A 19033-nucleotide genomic window follows, 5' to 3' on the forward strand; every position below is an offset into this window, starting at 1 on the left:
CCGGAGCGGGCGGTGCGCTCAGGCTTTGTGACCCTCGTCGGGCGCCCGAACGCAGGCAAGTCGACGTTGCTGAACTGCTTGGTGGGCAGCAAGATCAGCATCACCTCTGCCAAGCCTCAGACCACACGGCTGCGTGTCATGGGTGTGCGGCACCTGCCCGACGCGCAGGTTGTCTTCGTCGACACGCCCGGCATCGCCAAGCCGGTCACTTCGCTGGGGGAGCAGCTCAACGAGACCGCGCGTATCGCTGTCGCCGAACTGGAGCCGCTGGACGTGATCTGCATGGTGCTCGACGCCACAGCGCCACTCGGCCGCGGCGACCGGCTCATCTGGGAGTCGTTGCCGCCGGGCATGTCCACTGTCGTCGCGGTCACGAAGTGCGATCGGGCGTCGAAGGCCCAGGTGCTGGCTCAACTGGCCGCCGCTGCGGAATTCGACGCCGATGCGTATTTCCCTGTGTCGGGCCTGACCGGCGAGGGCACCGATGCCCTGCTCGACCACTTGGCGGCCGGCCTCGGCGAGGGTCCTGCCTACTTTCCTCCCGAGAGCATCACCGATCTGCCCGATGCGTGGCGAATATCCGAGGCGGTGCGCGAGCAGTTGCTGACGCGGCTGGACGACGAGCTGCCCTACAGCATCGCGGTCCGCGTCACCGAGTGGGAACCTGACCGCATCCGCTGCGATATCGCCGTGGAGCGACCCTCGCAGAAGGGCATCGTGATCGGCCGCGGCGGCCGGATGCTGCGAGAGGTGGGCACGGCGGCACGCCGTGCGCTCGGCCTCGACGGTGTGTATCTGGAGCTGCGGGTGCGAGTCGAGCCGGACTGGCAGCGCACCCCCGACGCAGTCGCCCGCATGCTCGCACCTGAGGCTCCCTCCGAGCCCCTCAACTGACGACCCATCCCGCTGTTTGCCGCTCTTGTTCGCTGCGCTCACGGGCCGCTCGGGCCACGGTTTCGCCTAACGGCTCAGCCTCTGGGCGGCGTGCTGGTTGCGGATGGAGGCGAGGAACTCGACTGCATCGGCCTGATCGACACTGCGGCGCATGGGCGGCAGCGGATCGAGCAGGCGCGGCCGGTAGCCGGCGGTGGCGAGCCGTGAGTCGAGCACCGCCACCACCCCCCGGTCAGCGGTAGTGCGGATCAGCCGGCCCACTCCTTGTGCCAGCATGTCTGCCGCGTTCGGTACGTCGACGGTCATGAAGGCATCGCTGCCTGCCGCTTCGCGCCGGGCTGCCGCGAGCGGCTCGTTGGGCCGGGCGAACGGGAGACGGTCGATCGCGAGCAGCGACAGGGCCGGCCCAGCCACGTCCACCCCCTGCCAGAAGCTCATCGTGCCGCACACCACCGTCGCGGGATCGCCTCCGAGCGCATCGAGCAGCGCGGCGTTCGACAGCTCGCCTCCCTGGCGCAGCACCCGGATGCCGCTGAACCGCTCGGTGAGCGCGTCGGCTGTGTCATTGAGTGCACGCCAGCTCGTGAACAGCGCGAGCGTGCGCCCGCCGATCGCGGCCACGAGCTCAGCCAGCTCGTCGATGGCCGCCGCCCGGTACGCATCGTTGGTGGGCGCAGGCAGGTGCCGGGCACAGTACAGCAGCGCGTTGGTGCGGTAGTCGAACGGGCTGTCCACTGCGAGATACGCGTGGTCGGCGGCGGGCACGCCGAGTCGCCCGACGAAGTGCGGGCCGAGCGTTGCGCTCGTGAGCACGCACGCTTGACGGCCCCACAGCCGGCTCGCGAGCAGGTCTCCGACGTCGAGCGGCGCGAGGCGGAGCCGGCCGCGGCCTTCAACGAGGATCACCGTTCCCTGCGGGGGGTCGAGCGCAGCACGCAACGCAGTAAGCGACTCCGCTGCGATCCGGCCGACCCGCAGCCGTTCCAGGTCGGCTGCGTCGTCACCAGCCGATCGCAGCTCGGCGGCGAGATCGACGACCCTGCTGTCGGCGACTTCTAGCAGGCTGGCCAAGTCGCCAGTGATCGCGCCCAAGCGGGTGTCGCGCAACGGGCCGAGCTCGTCGGCCAGACGGTTCGATACATCAGCGACGGCATCCGCAGCCGTGCCCGCAGCGCCCACCGAGCGTGCTTCGGCAGCCAGCCGCGTGAAGCCCGCCGGAGTGATCTCGAGGCCGGCCACTTGGGTGACGACCGGCTCGAGCTGGTGGGCCTCGTCGAACACGACGGCGTCGTGCGGCCCGAACAGGTAGCCGTCGCCGAACAGGTCGATGCAGTAGAGGTGCTGGTTGGTCACCACGATGCCGGCCTTCGCCGACCGGGCCCGAGCCTCCTCGGCGAAGCAGCGGTGACCCTCGGGGCAGCGCTCGGCGCCGATGCACTCGGTGCTGGTCACCGACACCGACGACCACACGCGCGCGTCGGGCGCGATGGCCAACTCCGCACGGTCTCCCGTGCGCGTCCGGGTCACCCACTGTGAGACCTCGGCGAGCTGCTGCTGCCGGGCCAGCTCGGCGGGCGTGGCCGGGCCGTCACCCAAGTCGAACTGCTGCTGGGCGAGCTCGCCAAGGCGGTGGCGGCAGAGATAGTTGTTGCGCCCCTTCAGTACTTCCCACCGGACGGGACGTCCGAGCCGCTGGGCCATCCCGGAGGCCACGAGCGGGAGGTCTTTGCCGACGAGCTGGTCCTGCAGCGCCAGCGTCGCGGTGGCGATCACCACTCGCTTGCCCGCAGCCGCAGCCAGCGCAGCAGGTACCAGGTAGGCGAGCGACTTGCCCACGCCGGTGCCTGCCTGGCACAGCAGCGTGCCCCCGGCGGCTATCACGTCATGCACCGCGGCTGCCATCTCGGCCTGGCCGTCTCGTTGCTCGCCGCCGCCGGGAAGCCCTGCGATCACCTCGCCGAGTGCGGCAGCGACGTCGCCGATGTCTGATGCCCCCTCGCCCGTTGCCGGGGCAAGATCGGTTGGCTCGTCGGACATCTGCTCACCCTCCTTCCCGCTCTGGTTCTACCCTGCGCAGTGTGAACCGAGGTGCGGGAATCGATGTGTCGCGCCTGCCGACTCACGTGGCCTGTGTGATGGACGGCAATGGACGCTGGGCCCAGGCGCGTGGGCTGCCACGAACCGAAGGTCATGCAGCCGGCGAAGAAGCCCTGATCGACACCGTCGAGGGCGCGGCCGAGATCGGCCTGTCGTGGCTCACCGTGTACGCGTTCAGCACGGAGAACTGGCGTCGCCCGCCGGCCGAGGTGCGCTTCCTCATGGGCTTCAACGAGTCGCTGCTGGTGCGGCGCAGCCATGAGCTGCACGAGCAAAACGTGCGGATCCGTTTCGTCGGCCGGCCTGACGCCCGCATCCCGCGACGGGTCCGGGCGCGCATCGACGAGGCCGTCGAGCTGACAGCAGCCAACACCGGCCTCACGTTCACGGTGGCGTTCAACTACGGCGGCAGGGCCGAGATCGTGGACGCCGCCGCGGGCCTCGTGCGCTCGGGCGTCCCCGCGGACGAGGTCGACGAGGCAGCGCTCGCCAAGCATCTGTACGACGCCGAGATGCCTGAGGTCGACCTCATGATCCGGACCTCTGGCGAGAACCGGCTGTCAAACTTCCTGTTGTGGCAGATGGCCTACAGCGAGCTGGTGTTCACCGACACGCTCTGGCCCGACTTCCGGCGGGGAGACCTGTTCGACGCCATCTGCATCTACCAGGCCCGCGACCGGCGCTTCGGCGGCCTGAACCGCTGAGGCCGCACGTCCCCGACGCTGCGGAGGCATCCGAGCAGCGCCAGTCCCACACAGCCCATCCGACACAGCGAAGGGAAAGCCCCCGCAAGATGCAGTACCGGGACCGGGGGGTGGTGCTGCGCACCACCAAGCTCGGCGAGGCCGATCGAATCATCACGATCATCACCTCCGGGCACGGCAAAGTGCGCGCCGTGGCGAAGGGTGCGCGGCGCACCCGAAGCAAGCTGGCCGGCCACGTCGAACCGCTGCGCCATGTCGATCTGCAGCTCTACCGGGGACGCGGCGAGCTCGACATCGTGACCGGAGCCGTGACGCTCGACCGCTGGCCGGCGCTGCGCTCGGATCTCGACCGGCTGGGTACGGCCATGACGCTCGCCGAAGCGGTGGACCAGTCGGTTCACGACCGGGCCGACGACCCGGTGCCGTACCAGATGCTGATCGGAGCGTTGGGCCGCCTCGACCGGGCTCACTCAGACATGCTGCTGCCTGCGTTCCTGCTGCGACTGCTGGCACACGAGGGGACCGCGCCGATGCTCGACCGGTGCGTGGTGGGCACCGACTGCGATGATGCCCCCATCGTGGCATTCGACCCCGCCGCCGGCGGCGTGACCTGCGCCACTCACCGTCGCGGCCGCCAGCTGTCCAGTGGCGCGCTGGAAATGCTGCGCTCGATCATCGACGGGCGGGTGAATGCCGTGCTCGACGTCGAGCCGTTCTCTGACACGCATGAGGCCGCAGCAGCCGTCACCCGCATGTGGGAGTACCACATGGACCGGCGCCTGCGGAGTGCGGACTTGCTCGGCTGAGCGGCGGGTCGGCGCCGGTCCCATCGGACTCGGTCCGGCGCCTGCGGAGCGCCGATTTGCTCGGCTAGCGGAAGATGCGGCTGCGGCCCTGGGGGTTCTCGACGCTCTCGTGAAGCCGCTTGAAGCGCTTCTCTGCCCGTACGTCGGCGGTTGAGCGCCACCACTTGCGGCCCCGCCAGAAGGCGCCCGCGAACGCCAGCAGGGCCAGCACCACTTGGGTGCGGGCCAAGCCGCCACAGAGCGGATGCCGGCTCTCGGGCGGCACATAGGCCTGCCCGGTGGTGCGGTTCGCCGTGATCGCTTCGTCAACCGCGGTACGCACCTCGTCCAGATCCACGTCGGGCGGCGCAAGACTCAGCAGTGGCATCGAGCAGGTCCAGTCGACCTGGCCCTCTTGAATGTCCTCGTACGGGCCGCCGAAGACCGGCAGCGGCATGAACAGCACCATCATGCCGAGGAAGGCACACAGGAAGACCACGGTGGTGTCGCGCAGCCGCATGACTCGGAGCCTAATGAGCGGCGCGCAGCCAGTGAAGCTCCCGTTGCTCCCCGCTCTTGTGCGCTGCGCTCACGAGCCGCTCAGGACGCGGCTTCGCCTCTCGCCGGAATTCGCTCCGGCGCCCCGCAGGCCCTCAGTACCCTTGCCGCCCGTGACGAAGACCGCTGGCGCCGAATCTGAACGGCCGGGCCCCGATCCCGCACTGTTCGACAAGATCGTCAATCTCTGCAAGCGCCGCGGCATCGTGTTCGGCTCTGCCGAGATCTACGGCGGCTTCCGCAGCGCATACGACTACGGGCCGATCGGGGCGCAGCTCCTGCGCAACGTGAAGGATGCTTGGTGGCGATCCATGGTCCAGATGCGCAGCGATGTGGTGGGTCTGGACGCGTCCATCCTGGGCCCGCCCCAGGTGTGGGAGGCCTCAGGCCACCTGAAGAATTTCACCGATCCGCTGGTGGACTGCACCGTCTGCAAGACCCGCCACCGCCAAGACCAGCTCGACGACCCCGACCTGTGCCCCAACTGCGGCAGCCGCGGCACGTTCACCGAAGCGCGGGCGTTCAACCTCATGTTCCGCACGCAGGCCGGGCCGGTGGAGGACGCGGGCGCCGAGGTGTACCTGCGACCTGAGACGGCCCAGGGCATGTTCGTGAACTTCAAGAACATTTTGGAGACGAGCCGGAAGCGGCCGCCGTTCGGCATCGCCCAGGTAGGCAAGTCGTTCCGCAACGAGATCACGCCGGGCAACTTCGTGTTCCGCACCCGAGAGTTCGAGCAGATGGAGCTGGAGTTCTTTGTGCCGCCCGTCGAGGCCCCGCAGTGGTACGAGTACTGGCTCGCCGAGCGGCTCCGGTGGTATGCCGACTTGGGCATCCCGACCCATCAGCTTCGCCTGCGCGCCCATGACGCCGACGAGCTCAGCCACTACTCCAGCGGCACCAGCGACGTCGAGTTCCTGTTCCCGTGGGGCTGGGGCGAACTGGAGGGCATCGCCAACCGCGGCGACTACGACTTGCGCCAGCACGCCGAGCACTCTGGCCAGAAGCTGGAGTACTTCGACCAGGCCAGCGGCGAGCGGTATGTGCCTCACGTGATCGAGCCGGCTGCCGGGGCGACGCGAGCACTGATGGCGTTCCTGCTGGCTGCGTTCCGTACCGAAGTCGTCAACGACGAGCTGCGCACGGTGCTGGGGCTGCACCCGCGGCTGGCGCCGTACAAAGTGGCGGTGCTGCCGCTGTCGCGCAAGGAGCCGCTGCCTGGGTTGGCCGGCGACGTGCTGGCGATGTGCCAGCCGCATTGGATGTGCGACTACGACGAGACCCAGGCCATCGGGCGCCGCTACCGCCGCCAGGACGAGATCGGCACTCCGCTGTGCGTCACCGTCGACTTCGAATCCGTTGACGACCGATGCGTGACCGTGCGTGACCGTGACACGATGGCCCAAGACCGTGTGCCGATCGACGCTTTGGTCGAACATCTCACCGGCCGCTTGGATCTCTGAGCGCCATGGCGGACGCTGAGACCGGACTGAGCGCTCGCCAGCAGCGGGCCGTGGCCGATCTCAGCTGCGACGAGCTGACAGCGGCCCTGCACCCGACATTTGCAGGCGATGCCGGTGTGGTGCTGACGACTGGCCTGGCGGCGTCGCCGGGAGCTGCCTCGGGGCTGGTGGCGGTGGGCTCGGAGGCGGCGCTGGACCTGGCGTCGGCAGGCAGCACGGTGATCTTGGTTGCCACCGAGACCACTCCTGCCGATGTGGCGGCGATGGGCATGTCGGCGGGGATCCTGACCGCCCGGGGCGGGCTGGCGAGCCATGCGGCAGTAGTGGCCCGGGGCTGGGGCATTCCGGCTGTATGCGACGCCCGCGAGATCACCGTGGAGGCTGACAGCTTCGTGATCGGCGACCGGCGCATTGCCAATGGCACACCAATCTCGATCGATGGATCCACGGGCGAGGTGACGCTGGGGGACCGTGAGATTGCCGGGTCGGCCGTAGGCGCTGCCGGGGTCGGCCCGTCACCGGGGTCGGCGCTGCCGGCAGAGATCGATGAGGTGCTCGGGTGGGCGGATCGGGTTGCGGCCGGCCGATTTGCTGTGCTCGCCAATGCGGACACTGCGGCCGATGCAGCGACGGCGCGGGCGCTTGGGGCGCAGGGCATCGGGCTGTGCCGCACTGAGCACATGTTCTTGGAGCCCGACCGGCTGGAAGTCGTGCAGCACGTCGTGCTGCGCGGGCACGACGAGCACGTCGACGATCTGGCGGCTGCCCAGCGAGCGGATTTTCGCGAGCTGCTGGCAGCCATGGACGCATTGCCGGTCACGGTTCGGCTGCTCGATGCGCCCATGCATGAGTTCCTTGCCGGCGCAGATCCCGACGACGCCGCGCAGTGGCACGAGCACAACCCGATGCTCGGCGTGCGCGGCGTCCGGCTCGGCCTGCTGCGCCCCGAGCTCTACGCCGCGCAGGTCGAGGCCTTGGCGGGTGCGGTGGCCGACCGTCGTGTCGTCGGCGGCGACCCCCGCGTCGAAATCATGGTGCCGCTCGTGTCCACCGCCGACGAGTTGGCGGCCGCGGTCGACGCTGTGCGTTCGGCTTGGGCGGGCGCTGATGCCGGTGACGCGCCGCCGATCGGCACGATGATCGAGACGCCGCGTGCCTGCCTCATCGCCGGGCAGTTGGCCACCGGCGTGTCGTTCGCCAGCTTCGGCACCAACGACCTCACCCAGATGGTGTTTGGCTTCAGCCGCGATGACACGGCGGCACAGGTCATTGCGCCGTATGTCGCCGGCGGGCTGCTGGACACCGATCCGTTCGCCTCACTGGACCGTGCCGGCGTCGGCGAGCTTCTGAGCACTGCGATGAACCGAGGGCGCGCGGCCAATCCAGGCCTACGCGCCGGCATCTGCGGCGAGCACGGCGGCGACCCGGCCAGCATCGAGTTCGCAGTGCTAGCAGGGCTCAACTACGTGTCCTGCTCGCCCTACCGTGTGCCGGCCGCCCGCCTCGCCGTCGCCCAGGCGCTGCTCGCAGCATCCGTTTAGTGAACCAGCCCGGCGGAGGCGACGTGTGCGCCTGTCGCCACATGAGCGCAGCCGAGAAAATGTCGTGCTTGGGACCGATGGCTGTGCCAAGGTGTGGATGTCGGCAGCTGTAGTCGTCGGAGTTGCCCATGCCTACCCAAGCATTGTCTAACCACTATGCCTACCGGCGCCTTCACCGTGAGCAGATGGAGGCCGAGCATTCCGGCAAGATTGCCCTCCTGCACGATGGGGAGGTCGTTGGCGTCTACGAAGACAGAGAAGCCGCGTACTCCGTCGGGGTGAGCAGGTACGGGATTGGCGAGTTCTCCTTTGAAGAGATCGGTGCACAGCCGATCTTCGTGAGCCTCCCCATGGTGGACCAGGAGCGTTGAACGAACTGACGGTGTCTGTTTGGAACCGACAGGTTCTGGCTGAGACGCTTGTCGCAGTTACACCCGAGGCCGAGGCCAGTCGATTCCTGGGGCTGGTGGACACCGGAAGCCAAAGATCGGCTGTGTCTGAGCGCGTCATCAACTCGATGGGATCCTCCCAAGACCCGGTCGAGTATCTCGACGTCGGTGGGATCGGGAGCTCTGCCCGATCGACACCTGCGTTTTGGCTCTGGTTGGGTGTCGAACTCGATCCAGGACGCGACCAACCAATCCAGTGCGGTCAGCAACTCTCCGTATGGCGGCTGCTGCCACCTGCGCCACCCAACTTCGACATCCTGCTCGGCATGGATTTCCTGGAACTCTTCGAAATCGTGCTCAATGATCGGGCGTGCACATTCAGGCGGAACTGATGCGCCGCGTGCCTCGATTGGGCGCTTGCCCCTCGGCGGGACATGTCGCAGTCAGTTACTAGCGTCGTGCGCAAATGAGTATCCGAGACTCTGATGTGCAGCGTGTGCGCGAAGCCACCGACCTCGTTGCGCTCATCGGCCGCAGGGTGAGCCTCAAGCGAGTCGGCAGCCGTCACGTAGGACTGTGCCCGTTCCACACCGAGAAAACGCCGTCATTCAGCGTCGATCCGGCCAAGGGCTTCTACCACTGCTTCGGCTGCAAGGCCTCCGGCGACGCAATCACCTTCCTGCGCGAGGTCGAGCACCTCGACTTCACCGACGCCGTCGAACAGCTGGCTGCTGCGGCCAACATCACCTTGACCTATGACGCGCCCGGCGCGCAGCGGGCCAACCAGCGCCGCAAAGAGCTGCTCGACCTGCTTGAGAAGGCGGCTCGCTTCTATCACGAGCGCCTGATGAACAGCGCCGATGCGGGCCAGGCTCGCGCCTACCTACGTCGGCGTGGCTACGACCGTGACACCGTCGTGAAGTGGCGCTTGGGATACGCGACGCCACGGTGGGATGAGCTGTGCCGACATCTAGGCGCGCCGCCCGAACAGATGGCCGCTGCGGGATTGGTCTACGCCGAAGCGGGTCGCGCACGATCGGCATCGCGGCGGGGGCAGGAACGCCCTAGCTCAGATATAGGCGCAACGTTCGACGCAGCTACTAGCGGCGAACCCGGCAATACAGCAAGCGACGAACCCTGCGATGACCCCGGTGACGAACCCGCAGACGATGACGTCGCCGCCCGCGATGCTGCCAGCGCATCAGATTTCTTCCGCGATCGAATCATGTTCCCGATCTGTGACGCAAGCGGTCGGGTCGTGAGTTTCGCCGGACGTCTGCTGCCTCGGCCCGACGAGCCGGCTCCGAAGGGCCCGAAATACAAAAACACGGTTGGCACAGCGGTCTACGACAAGAGCAAGGTGCTCTACGGGCTGAATTTCGCCAGGCAAGCAGCGCGAACGGCTGAGCGGATCGTCGTCTGCGAGGGCTACACCGACGTCATCGGGTGCGATCTAGCGGGGATCTCCGAAGCGGTGGCCACCTGTGGCACAGCGCTCACCCAGCAGCATGCCGAGCTTCTGTCACGTTCGGCGACACGCATCGTGCTGGCCTTCGATGCCGATGCCGCGGGGCAGACCGCCACCGAACGAGTGCATCAGTGGGAACGCGAGCACGGTCTCGACATCTTCGTGGCGACGCTGCCGCCGGGTGCCGACCCGGGCGAATTGGCCGAAACGAACCCGCCCGCTCTACGCCGTGCACTCGAGGAAGCCCAGCCACTGCACGCGTTCCGCGCCGAACGAATCCTTCAACGCTCCGAACTCGACAGCCCGAGTGGCCGCGATCGCGCAGCAGACGAAGCGGCCGAGGTGCTTGCCGTCTACCCGCCCGATGTTCTCAAGGACGCAGACTTCGAGCCCATTGCGAGTCGCATCCCGATGGAAGTGGCCGACCTACGTCTGCGGGTGAACGCTGCACGAGAAAGACTGACGCGACGTCCCACGTCCTCGGCTCCCGACTACTACGACGCCCCACCACCGCCTGATCCAGGCGAGGACTACTTCGTGCCTGAGTATCCGGGCGATTGGGATCCCGCACTCTCGGCAAACGACAGGCTGCCCGAATCAACGCTGGCGAGCCGCGTGCAAGTGCGGATTAACCATGCCAACCAGGGCCGAGCGAGGCGGGAGCGCTTGCTGCTCGAGGCAGTGGCGGCACCGGAAGGCGACGCGATCACGCTCGTGACGACAGAGCTCTTCGACAGCGATGCTGCCCGGGCGGCATTCTCGCGAATTGCATCAGACCCGAATTGGCTTCCCCGTGTCGATCCCACTCACCCCATCGCAGATGTCAAGGGAGAGGACTCGGATTCGGCCGATGGCATCGTGCGCGAGCTCCTGACATCAGTTGCCGAAGAAGCGAAGAAGTTGACCGCACCAGAGGCCATCGACCGAGTAGCGAAGTCGCTGCTGGATGCCGTACGTTCCAATCTCTCGCGCATCGAGCAAGGCGGCGACATCCCATTCGTCTCGACAGGCGGTGAGCTTTCGCAGGCCGAGTGGTATCGGCTGCGCCGCGCGCTGCTGCTGTGGCACATGCAGCGGGAACGCGAATTGGGCCAGGAAGATCTTCGAATTGGTGCCGTGCAGGATCTCGCGAGGTTGCTCACGGGAGGTGTTGAGGCACCGGAGCTACTGCTCGCCCTGACGAATGTCGGCGAGTGAGCGCTACTGAGTCAGCGGTCAACTTCGATCCAGTGCTCTCGAAGTGGAATTCGAATACAGGACAAAGGGGCTAGGAGGCCATAGCCCTACCTTCTGAAGTAGCTCGGACCGGATGGACAGCCACGGACCCGCACGTGCGCTCGCCATTGGTCGGCGTGGCAATTGCCCGCTGGTGGGTGCCTTTCGGTCATGATGTCCTGGTCATGGCCACGACCGCAGATGCGCTGTCGCGCTGCTTGGCGCTGGATCTTGAGGTCTCTCGCAAGGATGGTCGCATCTATGCCTTCGCAGGGGTGGCGGCAGATACAGACCGGCGCGTCGTGTGGGCGAAGAAGAGCCGGTCCACCGAGCAACCCAACGAGTGCGTCGCTATCTATGAGGGCGACAGAGTCGTCTGGACTAGGCCGGCGAATACAGCGAACAAAGCGCTGGTTGTGCTGGACAAGTTGGCTGAGGGTGCGGAATTCGTTGTCGGTCACAACCTGATCGATTTCGACCTGCCGCGCCTGCAGGCTGCCGTGCCTGAGCTGCAGTTGCTGGCCCTGCCGGCGGTGGACACGCTGTGGCTCAATCCGCTGGCTTTCCCGCGCCACCCGTATCACCATCTGGTGAAGCACTACAAGGACGCAGGACTCGTTCGCAGCGAGCTCAATGACCCCTGCTTGGACGCTCAGCTTGCATTGCAGGTGCTGTCGGATCAGCGCTCGAAGCTGGCGGAGGCGCCGTCGGAGCTCTTGGTGGCGTGGCACTGGCTGACGGCTGGCGGGGAACGGTCGGCTGGTTTCGACCGGTTTTTCACTGCGTTGCGCGGGGTACCCCGGCCCGATGTAGCTCAAGCTCGAGATGCGATCCGGAGTCACTTGGAGAATCGCGTTTGCCGGTCGCATCTGCACCGGGCGGTTGGCGACGCGGCCGAGCACGGTTGGGCGCTCGCCTATGCGATGGCATGGATCTGGGAGTCGGGCGGAAGCTCGGTGATGCCGCCTTGGGTGCGCCATCGATTCCCGGAAGCGGGACGGCTGGTGAGGCGCCTGCGCGACGAGGCCTGCAGCGATGATCGCTGCACCTGGTGCCGCAGCCGCCACGACGCCACCGGGGAACTCAGGCGCCTGTTCGGCTTCGAGTCGTTCCGGGCCGAGCCGGCTCTCGGGGAGACGAAGCAGTCGATGCAGCAGGCAATCGTCGAGGCGGTCATGGGTAGCGAAGACGTGTTGGCGATATTGCCGACCGGCACTGGTAAGTCGCTGTGCTACCAGCTTCCCGCGCTGTCCCGCTATGACAAGACGGGGGCGCTCACTGTGGTCCTGTCCCCGCTGGTGGCGCTCATGGCAGACCAGGTAGCAGGTCTCCAGAAGCTCGGAGTCACTTCATGTGTGAGCGTCAATGGACTGTTGTCGTCACCCGAGCGGTCTGAGGCACTGGAGCGGGTGCGTCTTGGCGACGCTGCGATCCTGCTGATCTCTCCCGAACAGTTGCGCAGTGTGTCGGTGCGCAACGCCCTCGATCAGCGCGAGATCGGTGCCTGGGTTCTTGACGAGGCGCATTGCTTGTCGAAGTGGGGGCACGACTTCCGGCCTGACTACCGCTATGTAGGCCGCTTCATCCGAGAACGAGCTCAGAACGAGCGCATCCCGCCGGTGCTGTGCTTGACCGCGACCGCTAAGCCGGAGGTCAAGACCGAGATCTGCGACTACTTCCGTGAGCATCTCGGTGTCGACATGAGGGTGTTTGACGGCGGCAGCCGCCGGGCGAATCTCGAATTCGAGGTTGTGCAGACATCTGCTTCCGCCAAGCGGCAGGACATCTTGGCGACGCTGCAACACCACCTCCCGTCGCACACAGACGGTGGAGCGATCGTCTATTGCGCGACCCGCAGAGGCACCGAGGAAGTAGCAGATTTCCTCCAAGCGCAGGGCATCGCGGCCGATCGCTTCCATGCCAGAGTGCCGCCTGAAGAGAAGAAAACGATCCAGCAGCGCTTCATTGAGGGTGAGCTTCGGGTCATCGCCGCCACGAACGCATTCGGGATGGGTATCGACAAGCCGAACGTCCGGTTGGTGGTCCACGCGGACATCCCCTCGTCGCTGGAGAACTACCTGCAGGAGGCGGGCCGCGCTGGCCGCGATCGGGAGCCTGCGCATTGCGTGCTGCTCTACACCAACAAAGACGTCGAGCGCCAGTTCGGATTGTCAGCGATGTCACGGCTCACCCGACGGGAGATTCACGGCGTGCTACGGGCGCTGCGCACTCTGGACCGGCGGGGAGGAAGACGTGGTGCGGTGGTTGCCACGCCAGGCGAGATCCTTGTCGAGGAAGAAACGGAGGATTTCCAACGGGATTCGGCGACTGACGACACGCGTGTCCGAACGGCAGTGGCTTGGCTTGAGGAGGCGGAGTTGCTCGTCCGCGACGAGAACCGGGTGATGGTGTTCCCTTCCTCCCTCCGCGTGAACACGGTCCAGGAAGCCAAGAGCAGGCTGACCGGTTCGGGTATCGACCCCGCTTACCAGGCTGCGCTGCTGTCGGTAGTGGCAAGGCTGATCGACGCGAACCCTGACGAAGGCATCTCCACCGACATGCTGATGTCGATGTCCGGACTCGGTCCGGACCAGGTGTCGGGCGCGCTCCACAAGCTCGAACAGCTCGGTCTTGCAACCAATGACACTGTGGTTACAGCGTTTGTCCATGTGGGGGCACCCAGACCCTCCCGCAGACGTCTCGCCCAAGCTGCGGAACTGGAGCAGTTGCTCATTGAGCAGATGCGCGAGATGGCTCACGACTTGGACGTGGGCGAATCGGCACTCATGAACCTGCGCGTCGCTTCCCAACGTCTCCAAGAGGCCGGGCTTGCTGACGTCCGACCCGAACACATAACACGCACGCTGCAGGGACTTGCTCGCGACGGGATCGGTCCGGGTGGATCAGGGGGCAGTGTCGCGTTGCGGAAGCACGGCGCCGAGAGCATGTCAGTGACGCTCAGGCGAAGTTGGCACCAGCTGGAAGGCATCGCGGGACGTCGTCGGTCAGCTGCGGGAACACTGCTTGACCATCTCCTAGAGGTATTGCCAGCGAGAAGCCGCGGCAGTGACTTGCTTGCAGAGACGACGTTGGGCAAGTTGCAGCACGCCGTTGACGAAGCAATCGAGGCCGACCCCAGCCTCAATGTCGGTTCGCCCGACGCCGAACGCAGGCTCATGGAGCGGGCATTGCTGTGGTTGCACGAGCAAGAGGTGGTCAGGCTCAACCGCGGACTGACGGTGTTTCGCTCGGCCATGTCCATCACGCTGGAGCCGGAAACGCGCGGCTTTTGGCAGTCTGACTTCGCAGAACTGGCTCATCACTACGACCGAACTGTCCGGCAGATCCATGTGATGGCCGCCTACGCCGAGCAGGGTCTTGTCCGCGTAGCCGACGCTGTGTGCTTGGCGCTCGACTACTTCACCTACGGCGATGACGAGTTTGTACGCCGCTGGCTCCCCGGCCGCCGTGGTGAGATCGACCGTGAGACGACTCCCGAGTCGTGGCGAGCAATCGTCGAGAGCCTCTCGAATCCGCGGCAGCGAGCGCTGGTGGCAGACAATCGCGAAGCCACAAACGTGCTAGTCCTCGCTGGACCAGGCTCGGGCAAGACAAGAGTGCTGGTGCACCGCATCGCATATCTGATCCGAGTGAGACGCCAGAACTCGCGCGGCATCCTGGCACTCGCCTACAACCGGCATGCTGCTGCGGACATCCGCCGTCGCCTGCACGAGTTGGTAGGCGACGACGCCAACGGCGTGACGGTGCTCACATGCCATGCGCTCGCCATGCGGCTGGTCGGGGCCAGCTTCTCAGGTACCGCAGCGCTGTCCAGCACTCGCAGCTTCGACGAGCTTCTGAGCGAGGTTATGAGGAAGGCCATCGCGCTACTGCGCGGCGACGAGTTCGAACCGGACGAGGTGGAGGACTCACGGGCACGCCTGCTGACCGGGTTTCGATGGATTCTCGTCGACGAATACCAAGACATAGGCGACGACGAATACGAACTGATCGCTGCCTTGGCCGGACGAACGGCTGCCGATGCCGACACCCGCCTCACCATCTTCGCTGTGGGCGACGACGACCAGAACATCTATGCGTTCAATGGAACCTCGCCCAAGTTCATCCGCCGTTTCGAGGAGGACTACAGCGCCAGGCCAGCGTTCCTGGTGGACAACTACCGCTCGAACGGCCACATCATTGACGCCGCCAACGTAGCCATCGCACCGGCGAAGTCACGGATGAAGACAGGCCACGCGATCCGCATCGACCGGGCACGCCGGGGGGAGCCAGCCGGTGGTGACTGGGAATCACTCGACCCGGTTGCGAAAGGCAGAGTCCAGATGCTGCACCCCGCCGAGGATTTCATCACCCAGGCACAGGCAGCGATGGTCGAGTTGAGGCGTCTGGAAGGTCTGGCGCCGAATTGGAACTGGGCGAACTGCGCCGTGATCGCCCGCGAGTGGAGCTACCTCGAACCGGTTCGGAGCATCTGCGAGCAGGTCGACATCCCCGTGCAGCTTGCCAATGAGGGCGATCTGAGCCTGTGGCATCTACGCGAGACCCAAGCCCTGATCCAGAAGGCTCGCCGGCACCGAGGCTTGTTGGGAAGCGATGCCCTTCGCAGGTGGATCATCGACCAACGGGGCCCGTGGATCGACCTGCTGACAGAGGCAATCGCCGAGCACGAGATCGAGACTGGTGGTGCCGACGTACCGGCGGTGTCGTTCATCGAGTGGCTGGCAGAGTGGTGCCGAGATGCGCGGCGTCGTCAACGAGGTCTATTGCTGCTGACTGCGCACCGCGCCAAAGGGCTGGAGTTCGACCACGTGATCGTGCTCGACGGGGGATGGAGCCGTCTCAGCCGCGATGAAGATGCCGACGCGCCGCGGCGCTTGTACTACGTGGCCATGACGCGCGCCAAGCAAACGCTGACGCTCTGCCGACTGCGCGGCGAGCGTGGGTTTCACGATGTGCTCGACGGGATGCCTTCGGTGCTGTGGCGCTCGCCGGTCGTACTGCCACCGCCAACGCCGGAACTGGCTCGCCGGTACCGGAGCCTGACTCTGAAGGACGTCTATCTCAGCTTCGCTGGCCGCATGCCCGCTGGAGACAGCGTGCATCGCAGCATCAGGGCGCTGTCGCCAGGCGATCCTCTGCAGGCTCGAGAACATCAGGGTAAGTGGGAGCTGCGCGACAGCAACGGGGTACAGGTAGGGATGCTGTCGCGTTGGTTCGAGGCCCCGAGCGGCATGCGTTGCGTCGAAGCCAAGGTCTCAGCGATCGCGACGTGGAGCAGTGAGTACTCCGAGGCCCAGTACAAGCAGGAATTGAAGTGTGACCACTGGGAGGTCGTCGTGCCTGAACTCGTGTTCGAGCCTGAAGACGAGCCTCGTGACCAGTAGATGGTCTATCGAAAGGGCCTGTGTGCGAGTGAGGTGTGCTCCGGGGGTGGGGCTCGAACCCACGACAAACGGATTAACAGTCCGCTGCTCTGCCAACTGAGCTACCCCGGACCGAACGAGCCGCGCAGCGCCCCGAACGTGCGGGGAAACGATACTGAGTAGATGTGCGCCGCCGACGGCGCGGTCAGTGTGCGCCGTCTGCACAGCGATTGTCTTGCACCTCAAACAGTGGGTGGGCCGGGTGGGGATCGAACCCACGACCCAGCGATTATGAGTCGCCTGCTCTGACCACTGAGCTACCGGCCCGGCCGCACCGTACCGGTCCAGCGAGCAAGCCTGTCGCGAGCGATACGAGGCTCCGAGCCGAGAACAGGGCCGGGTACAGAGCCCCGCAGTGGGGCTAGTAGGTTTCGCCGAAAGCGCCGCGGTGGCGCAGTGGGGGAGGAGATTCCACGATGCACACAGGTCAATCGCGGCGCCATGCCGATCAACTCACGAGCAGGCGCCGCCGCCGCGGGTCCCGGCGCTCGCTCGGCATTCGGCTGGGCGTGGTGCTCGCCGCATTCGCCCTGATCGCCGTTGCGTGCGGCGGTGGAGATGACGGCGGCGATACCGGCGATGGCGCTGCACCTGAGCCGGACACCACCGAGGCGACCGTCGACGAAGCGCCCACCACCACCCTGTCAGAGCAGGAGGAAGAGGTGGTCGAGGCCCGCGAGGCGGGCGAGGCCACCGGCGAGGACGTCCGCGAGACCGAGACCGGCCCCGTACATGGCGGCAAGCTCGTGTACGGCATCGAGGCCGACTCGGCCAACCCGTTCGTCCACTACGCCACGTCGTGCGCCATCAGCTGCCGCATGATCTTCCGTGCCATCACCGACTCGCTCTACATCACCGATGCCGACGGCGAGATCGTGCCCTACCTGGTCGAATCCGAATCGCACAGCGACGACTACATGGTGTGGACCCTCACGATCCGCGACGGCATCACGTTCCACGACGGCACGCCGCTCACCGGCGAGGCCGTGGCCTACAACATCAACCTGTGCCGCCTGAGCCAGCTGACAGGCCCGGCGTTCCTCGGCGTCGACAGCGTCGTCGGCGAAGGCCAGACCGTCACGGTCACTGCCAGCCCCGGCCAGCCGCTGGCGGCCGGCGTCGGCCGGCTGGTCGAGCCGAGGTGTGCGGGCAGATGTTCAGCCAGGCATGGATGTCGACGCTGCCGAACAACCCGCTGTACGTGTCGCCTGCGTCTCCGCTCACTGAGCAGCAGCGCGAGGCGGCGCTTGCGAACGCCAACGGCGACCCCTCGGCTCCGGTCGGGCTGGGCGCCTTCAGGTACGTGAGCTACACGCCGGGCAACGGCAACAGCTTCACCGCCGAGCGCAACCCGGACTACTGGCGTGGCGAGAACGGCATCACCGGTGAGAACCTGCCGTACCTGGATGAGATCGAATTCGTGGTGGCCGTGGACATTCAAGGCCGCTCGAACGGTCTGAAGGCCGGCCAGTTCGACATCATCCACACGGCCAACGCGGATGAGATCTCCAAGTACGAGGGCGACGAAGACTTTGTGCTGCTGCAGGCCAACGACTACGGCGAGACCAGCCACAACCTCATCAATGTCGCATCCGGCGTGAACCCGTGGCTCCAGGCCGTTCGAGGTGCCGCAGAGCCGATCCCGATGGATCCGCTGGGGCTCAATGCAGCGAACCCGCTAGTGCACCGGAGCTGCCGCAAGGCCATGGCGCATGCATTCGACGGCGAGCGGTTCGCCAACGAGCGCCACCAGGGCCTGGTGCAGGTGGCCAACGGGCCGTTCCCGCCGGGCAGCGTGGGCTACCTGGAGGACTCGGGCTTCCCGGCCTATGACGTCGACGCCGCACGGGCCGAGTTCGAGCAGTGCAAGGCCGACAGCGGTCAGAACCCGGTGGCGTTCGCGTTCAACACCACCAACGACGCGTTCAACGTGGAGTCCAACGAGCTCATCGTGTCGATGTGGGACGACGCCTTCGGAGACGAGCTGGCGGTGTCGATCGCGCCGATCGAGCAGGGCCAGTACATCGGCCTCGCACTGGCCGGCGTGTTCCAGATGCAGGGCTGGCGCAATCACGGCGGCGTGGATCCGTCCGAGCAGTGGTACTGGTGGAGCCCGTTCACGGCGAGCCCGGTCGACCCGTCGGTGCCCGAGCTGGCGCTGAACTTCGGGCGCTTCCTGGATCCGGCGATCTTTGATGCGCTGAACGTCATCCGGCACGTGCCTGATCCCGAGGCACGGCGCGCGGCTGCCGAGGCGATCAACCGATCGTTCGCCGAGAACGTCTGGAACCTGTGGACGTACTGGACCCTGTGGGGCGTCATCGCCAACCCGCGGGTGCAGAACATCACCGACCTTCCGATCCCCGACAATGCCGAGAACACCTTCCCGGTGATCTCCGGCAAGCACCACCTGACGCAGATCTGGTGCACGGACGGGAACTGCCAAGGCTGAGGGCCCACCAGAACGAAGGGGGA

The 19033-nt window shown here is 66.4% G+C and carries 13 protein-coding genes and 2 tRNA genes; 11 read left to right on the forward strand and 4 right to left on the reverse strand.

Annotation, left to right across the window (positions count from 1 at the left end):
* The first annotated feature begins 12 nt into the window (after positions 1–12).
* The gene (gene era, locus ACOGI5_RS11955; protein WP_419864643.1) at positions 13–894 is read left to right on the forward strand and encodes a GTPase Era; all 882 of its coding nucleotides are present in this window, start codon (positions 13–15) and stop codon (positions 892–894) included.
* Positions 895–960: 66 nt separating this feature from the next.
* Here era and ACOGI5_RS11960 read toward each other — a convergent pair whose 3' ends face one another.
* The gene (locus ACOGI5_RS11960; RefSeq protein WP_419864644.1) at positions 961–2931 is read right to left on the reverse strand and encodes an ATP-dependent DNA helicase; all 1971 of its coding nucleotides are present in this window, start codon (positions 2929–2931) and stop codon (positions 961–963) included.
* 41 nt (positions 2932–2972) lie between these two features.
* Between ACOGI5_RS11960 and uppS the strand changes: the two genes are divergently transcribed.
* Positions 2973–3695 (forward strand): polyprenyl diphosphate synthase, encoded by a 723-nt coding sequence (gene uppS / locus ACOGI5_RS11965; RefSeq protein ID WP_419864645.1) that lies wholly within the window; start codon positions 2973–2975, stop codon positions 3693–3695.
* An 89-nt stretch (positions 3696–3784) separates the two neighbouring features.
* A complete protein-coding gene (recO, locus tag ACOGI5_RS11970; protein WP_419864646.1) occupies positions 3785–4501 on the forward strand; it encodes a DNA repair protein RecO in 717 nt (238 codons plus the stop codon).
* Positions 4502–4565: 64 nt separating this feature from the next.
* Here the strand turns inward: recO and ACOGI5_RS11975 are convergent, their stop codons facing one another.
* Positions 4566–5000: a hypothetical protein gene (locus ACOGI5_RS11975; protein WP_419864647.1), complete on the reverse strand. Its 435-nt coding sequence runs from the start codon at positions 4998–5000 to the stop codon at positions 4566–4568.
* Positions 5001–5151: 151 nt separating this feature from the next.
* Between ACOGI5_RS11975 and ACOGI5_RS11980 the strand changes: the two genes are divergently transcribed.
* The 6 genes from ACOGI5_RS11980 (at position 5152) to ACOGI5_RS12005 (ending at position 16519) form a co-directional block, all read left to right on the forward strand.
* Positions 5152–6501 (forward strand): glycine--tRNA ligase, encoded by a 1350-nt coding sequence (locus ACOGI5_RS11980; RefSeq protein WP_419864648.1) that lies wholly within the window; start codon positions 5152–5154, stop codon positions 6499–6501.
* A gap of 5 nt (positions 6502–6506) precedes the next feature.
* Positions 6507–8042, forward strand: coding sequence for a putative PEP-binding protein (locus ACOGI5_RS11985; RefSeq protein ID WP_419864649.1), 1536 nt, complete (start codon positions 6507–6509; stop codon positions 8040–8042).
* A 185-nt stretch (positions 8043–8227) separates the two neighbouring features.
* A complete protein-coding gene (locus ACOGI5_RS11990; RefSeq protein WP_419864650.1) occupies positions 8228–8413 on the forward strand; it encodes a hypothetical protein in 186 nt (61 codons plus the stop codon).
* Complete coding sequence (locus ACOGI5_RS11995; protein WP_419864651.1) at positions 8410–8823, forward strand: hypothetical protein; 414 nt, start codon at positions 8410–8412, stop codon at positions 8821–8823. Before ACOGI5_RS11990 ends, ACOGI5_RS11995 begins: the two co-directional genes overlap by 4 nt.
* A 74-nt stretch (positions 8824–8897) precedes the next feature.
* A complete protein-coding gene (locus ACOGI5_RS12000) occupies positions 8898–11096 on the forward strand; it encodes a CHC2 zinc finger domain-containing protein (protein ID WP_419864652.1) in 2199 nt (732 codons plus the stop codon).
* Between the two features lie 134 nt (positions 11097–11230).
* The gene (locus ACOGI5_RS12005; RefSeq protein ID WP_419864653.1) at positions 11231–16519 is read left to right on the forward strand and encodes a RecQ family ATP-dependent DNA helicase; all 5289 of its coding nucleotides are present in this window, start codon (positions 11231–11233) and stop codon (positions 16517–16519) included.
* Between the two features lie 38 nt (positions 16520–16557).
* Here the strand turns inward: ACOGI5_RS12005 and ACOGI5_RS12010 are convergent.
* Both ACOGI5_RS12010 and ACOGI5_RS12015 read right to left on the reverse strand, forming a co-directional pair.
* A tRNA-Asn gene (locus ACOGI5_RS12010) sits at positions 16558–16630 on the reverse strand.
* A 122-nt stretch (positions 16631–16752) separates the two neighbouring features.
* Positions 16753–16825 (reverse strand) — tRNA-Ile (locus tag ACOGI5_RS12015).
* 149 nt (positions 16826–16974) lie between these two features.
* Here ACOGI5_RS12015 and ACOGI5_RS12020 point away from each other — a divergent pair.
* Positions 16975–17865, forward strand: a complete 891-nt coding sequence (locus tag ACOGI5_RS12020) for an ABC transporter substrate-binding protein (RefSeq protein WP_419864654.1) — start codon at positions 16975–16977, stop codon at positions 17863–17865.
* Entirely contained in the window at positions 17760–19010 is a 1251-nt protein-coding gene (locus tag ACOGI5_RS12025; RefSeq protein ID WP_419865480.1) for an ABC transporter substrate-binding protein, read from the forward strand. Before ACOGI5_RS12020 ends, ACOGI5_RS12025 begins: the two co-directional genes overlap by 106 nt.
* The last annotated feature ends 23 nt before the right edge of the window (positions 19011–19033 follow it).

This window comes from Candidatus Poriferisodalis sp., from assembly GCF_965208925.1.
Classification (GTDB): Bacteria; Actinomycetota; Acidimicrobiia; order Acidimicrobiales; family Poriferisodalaceae; genus Poriferisodalis.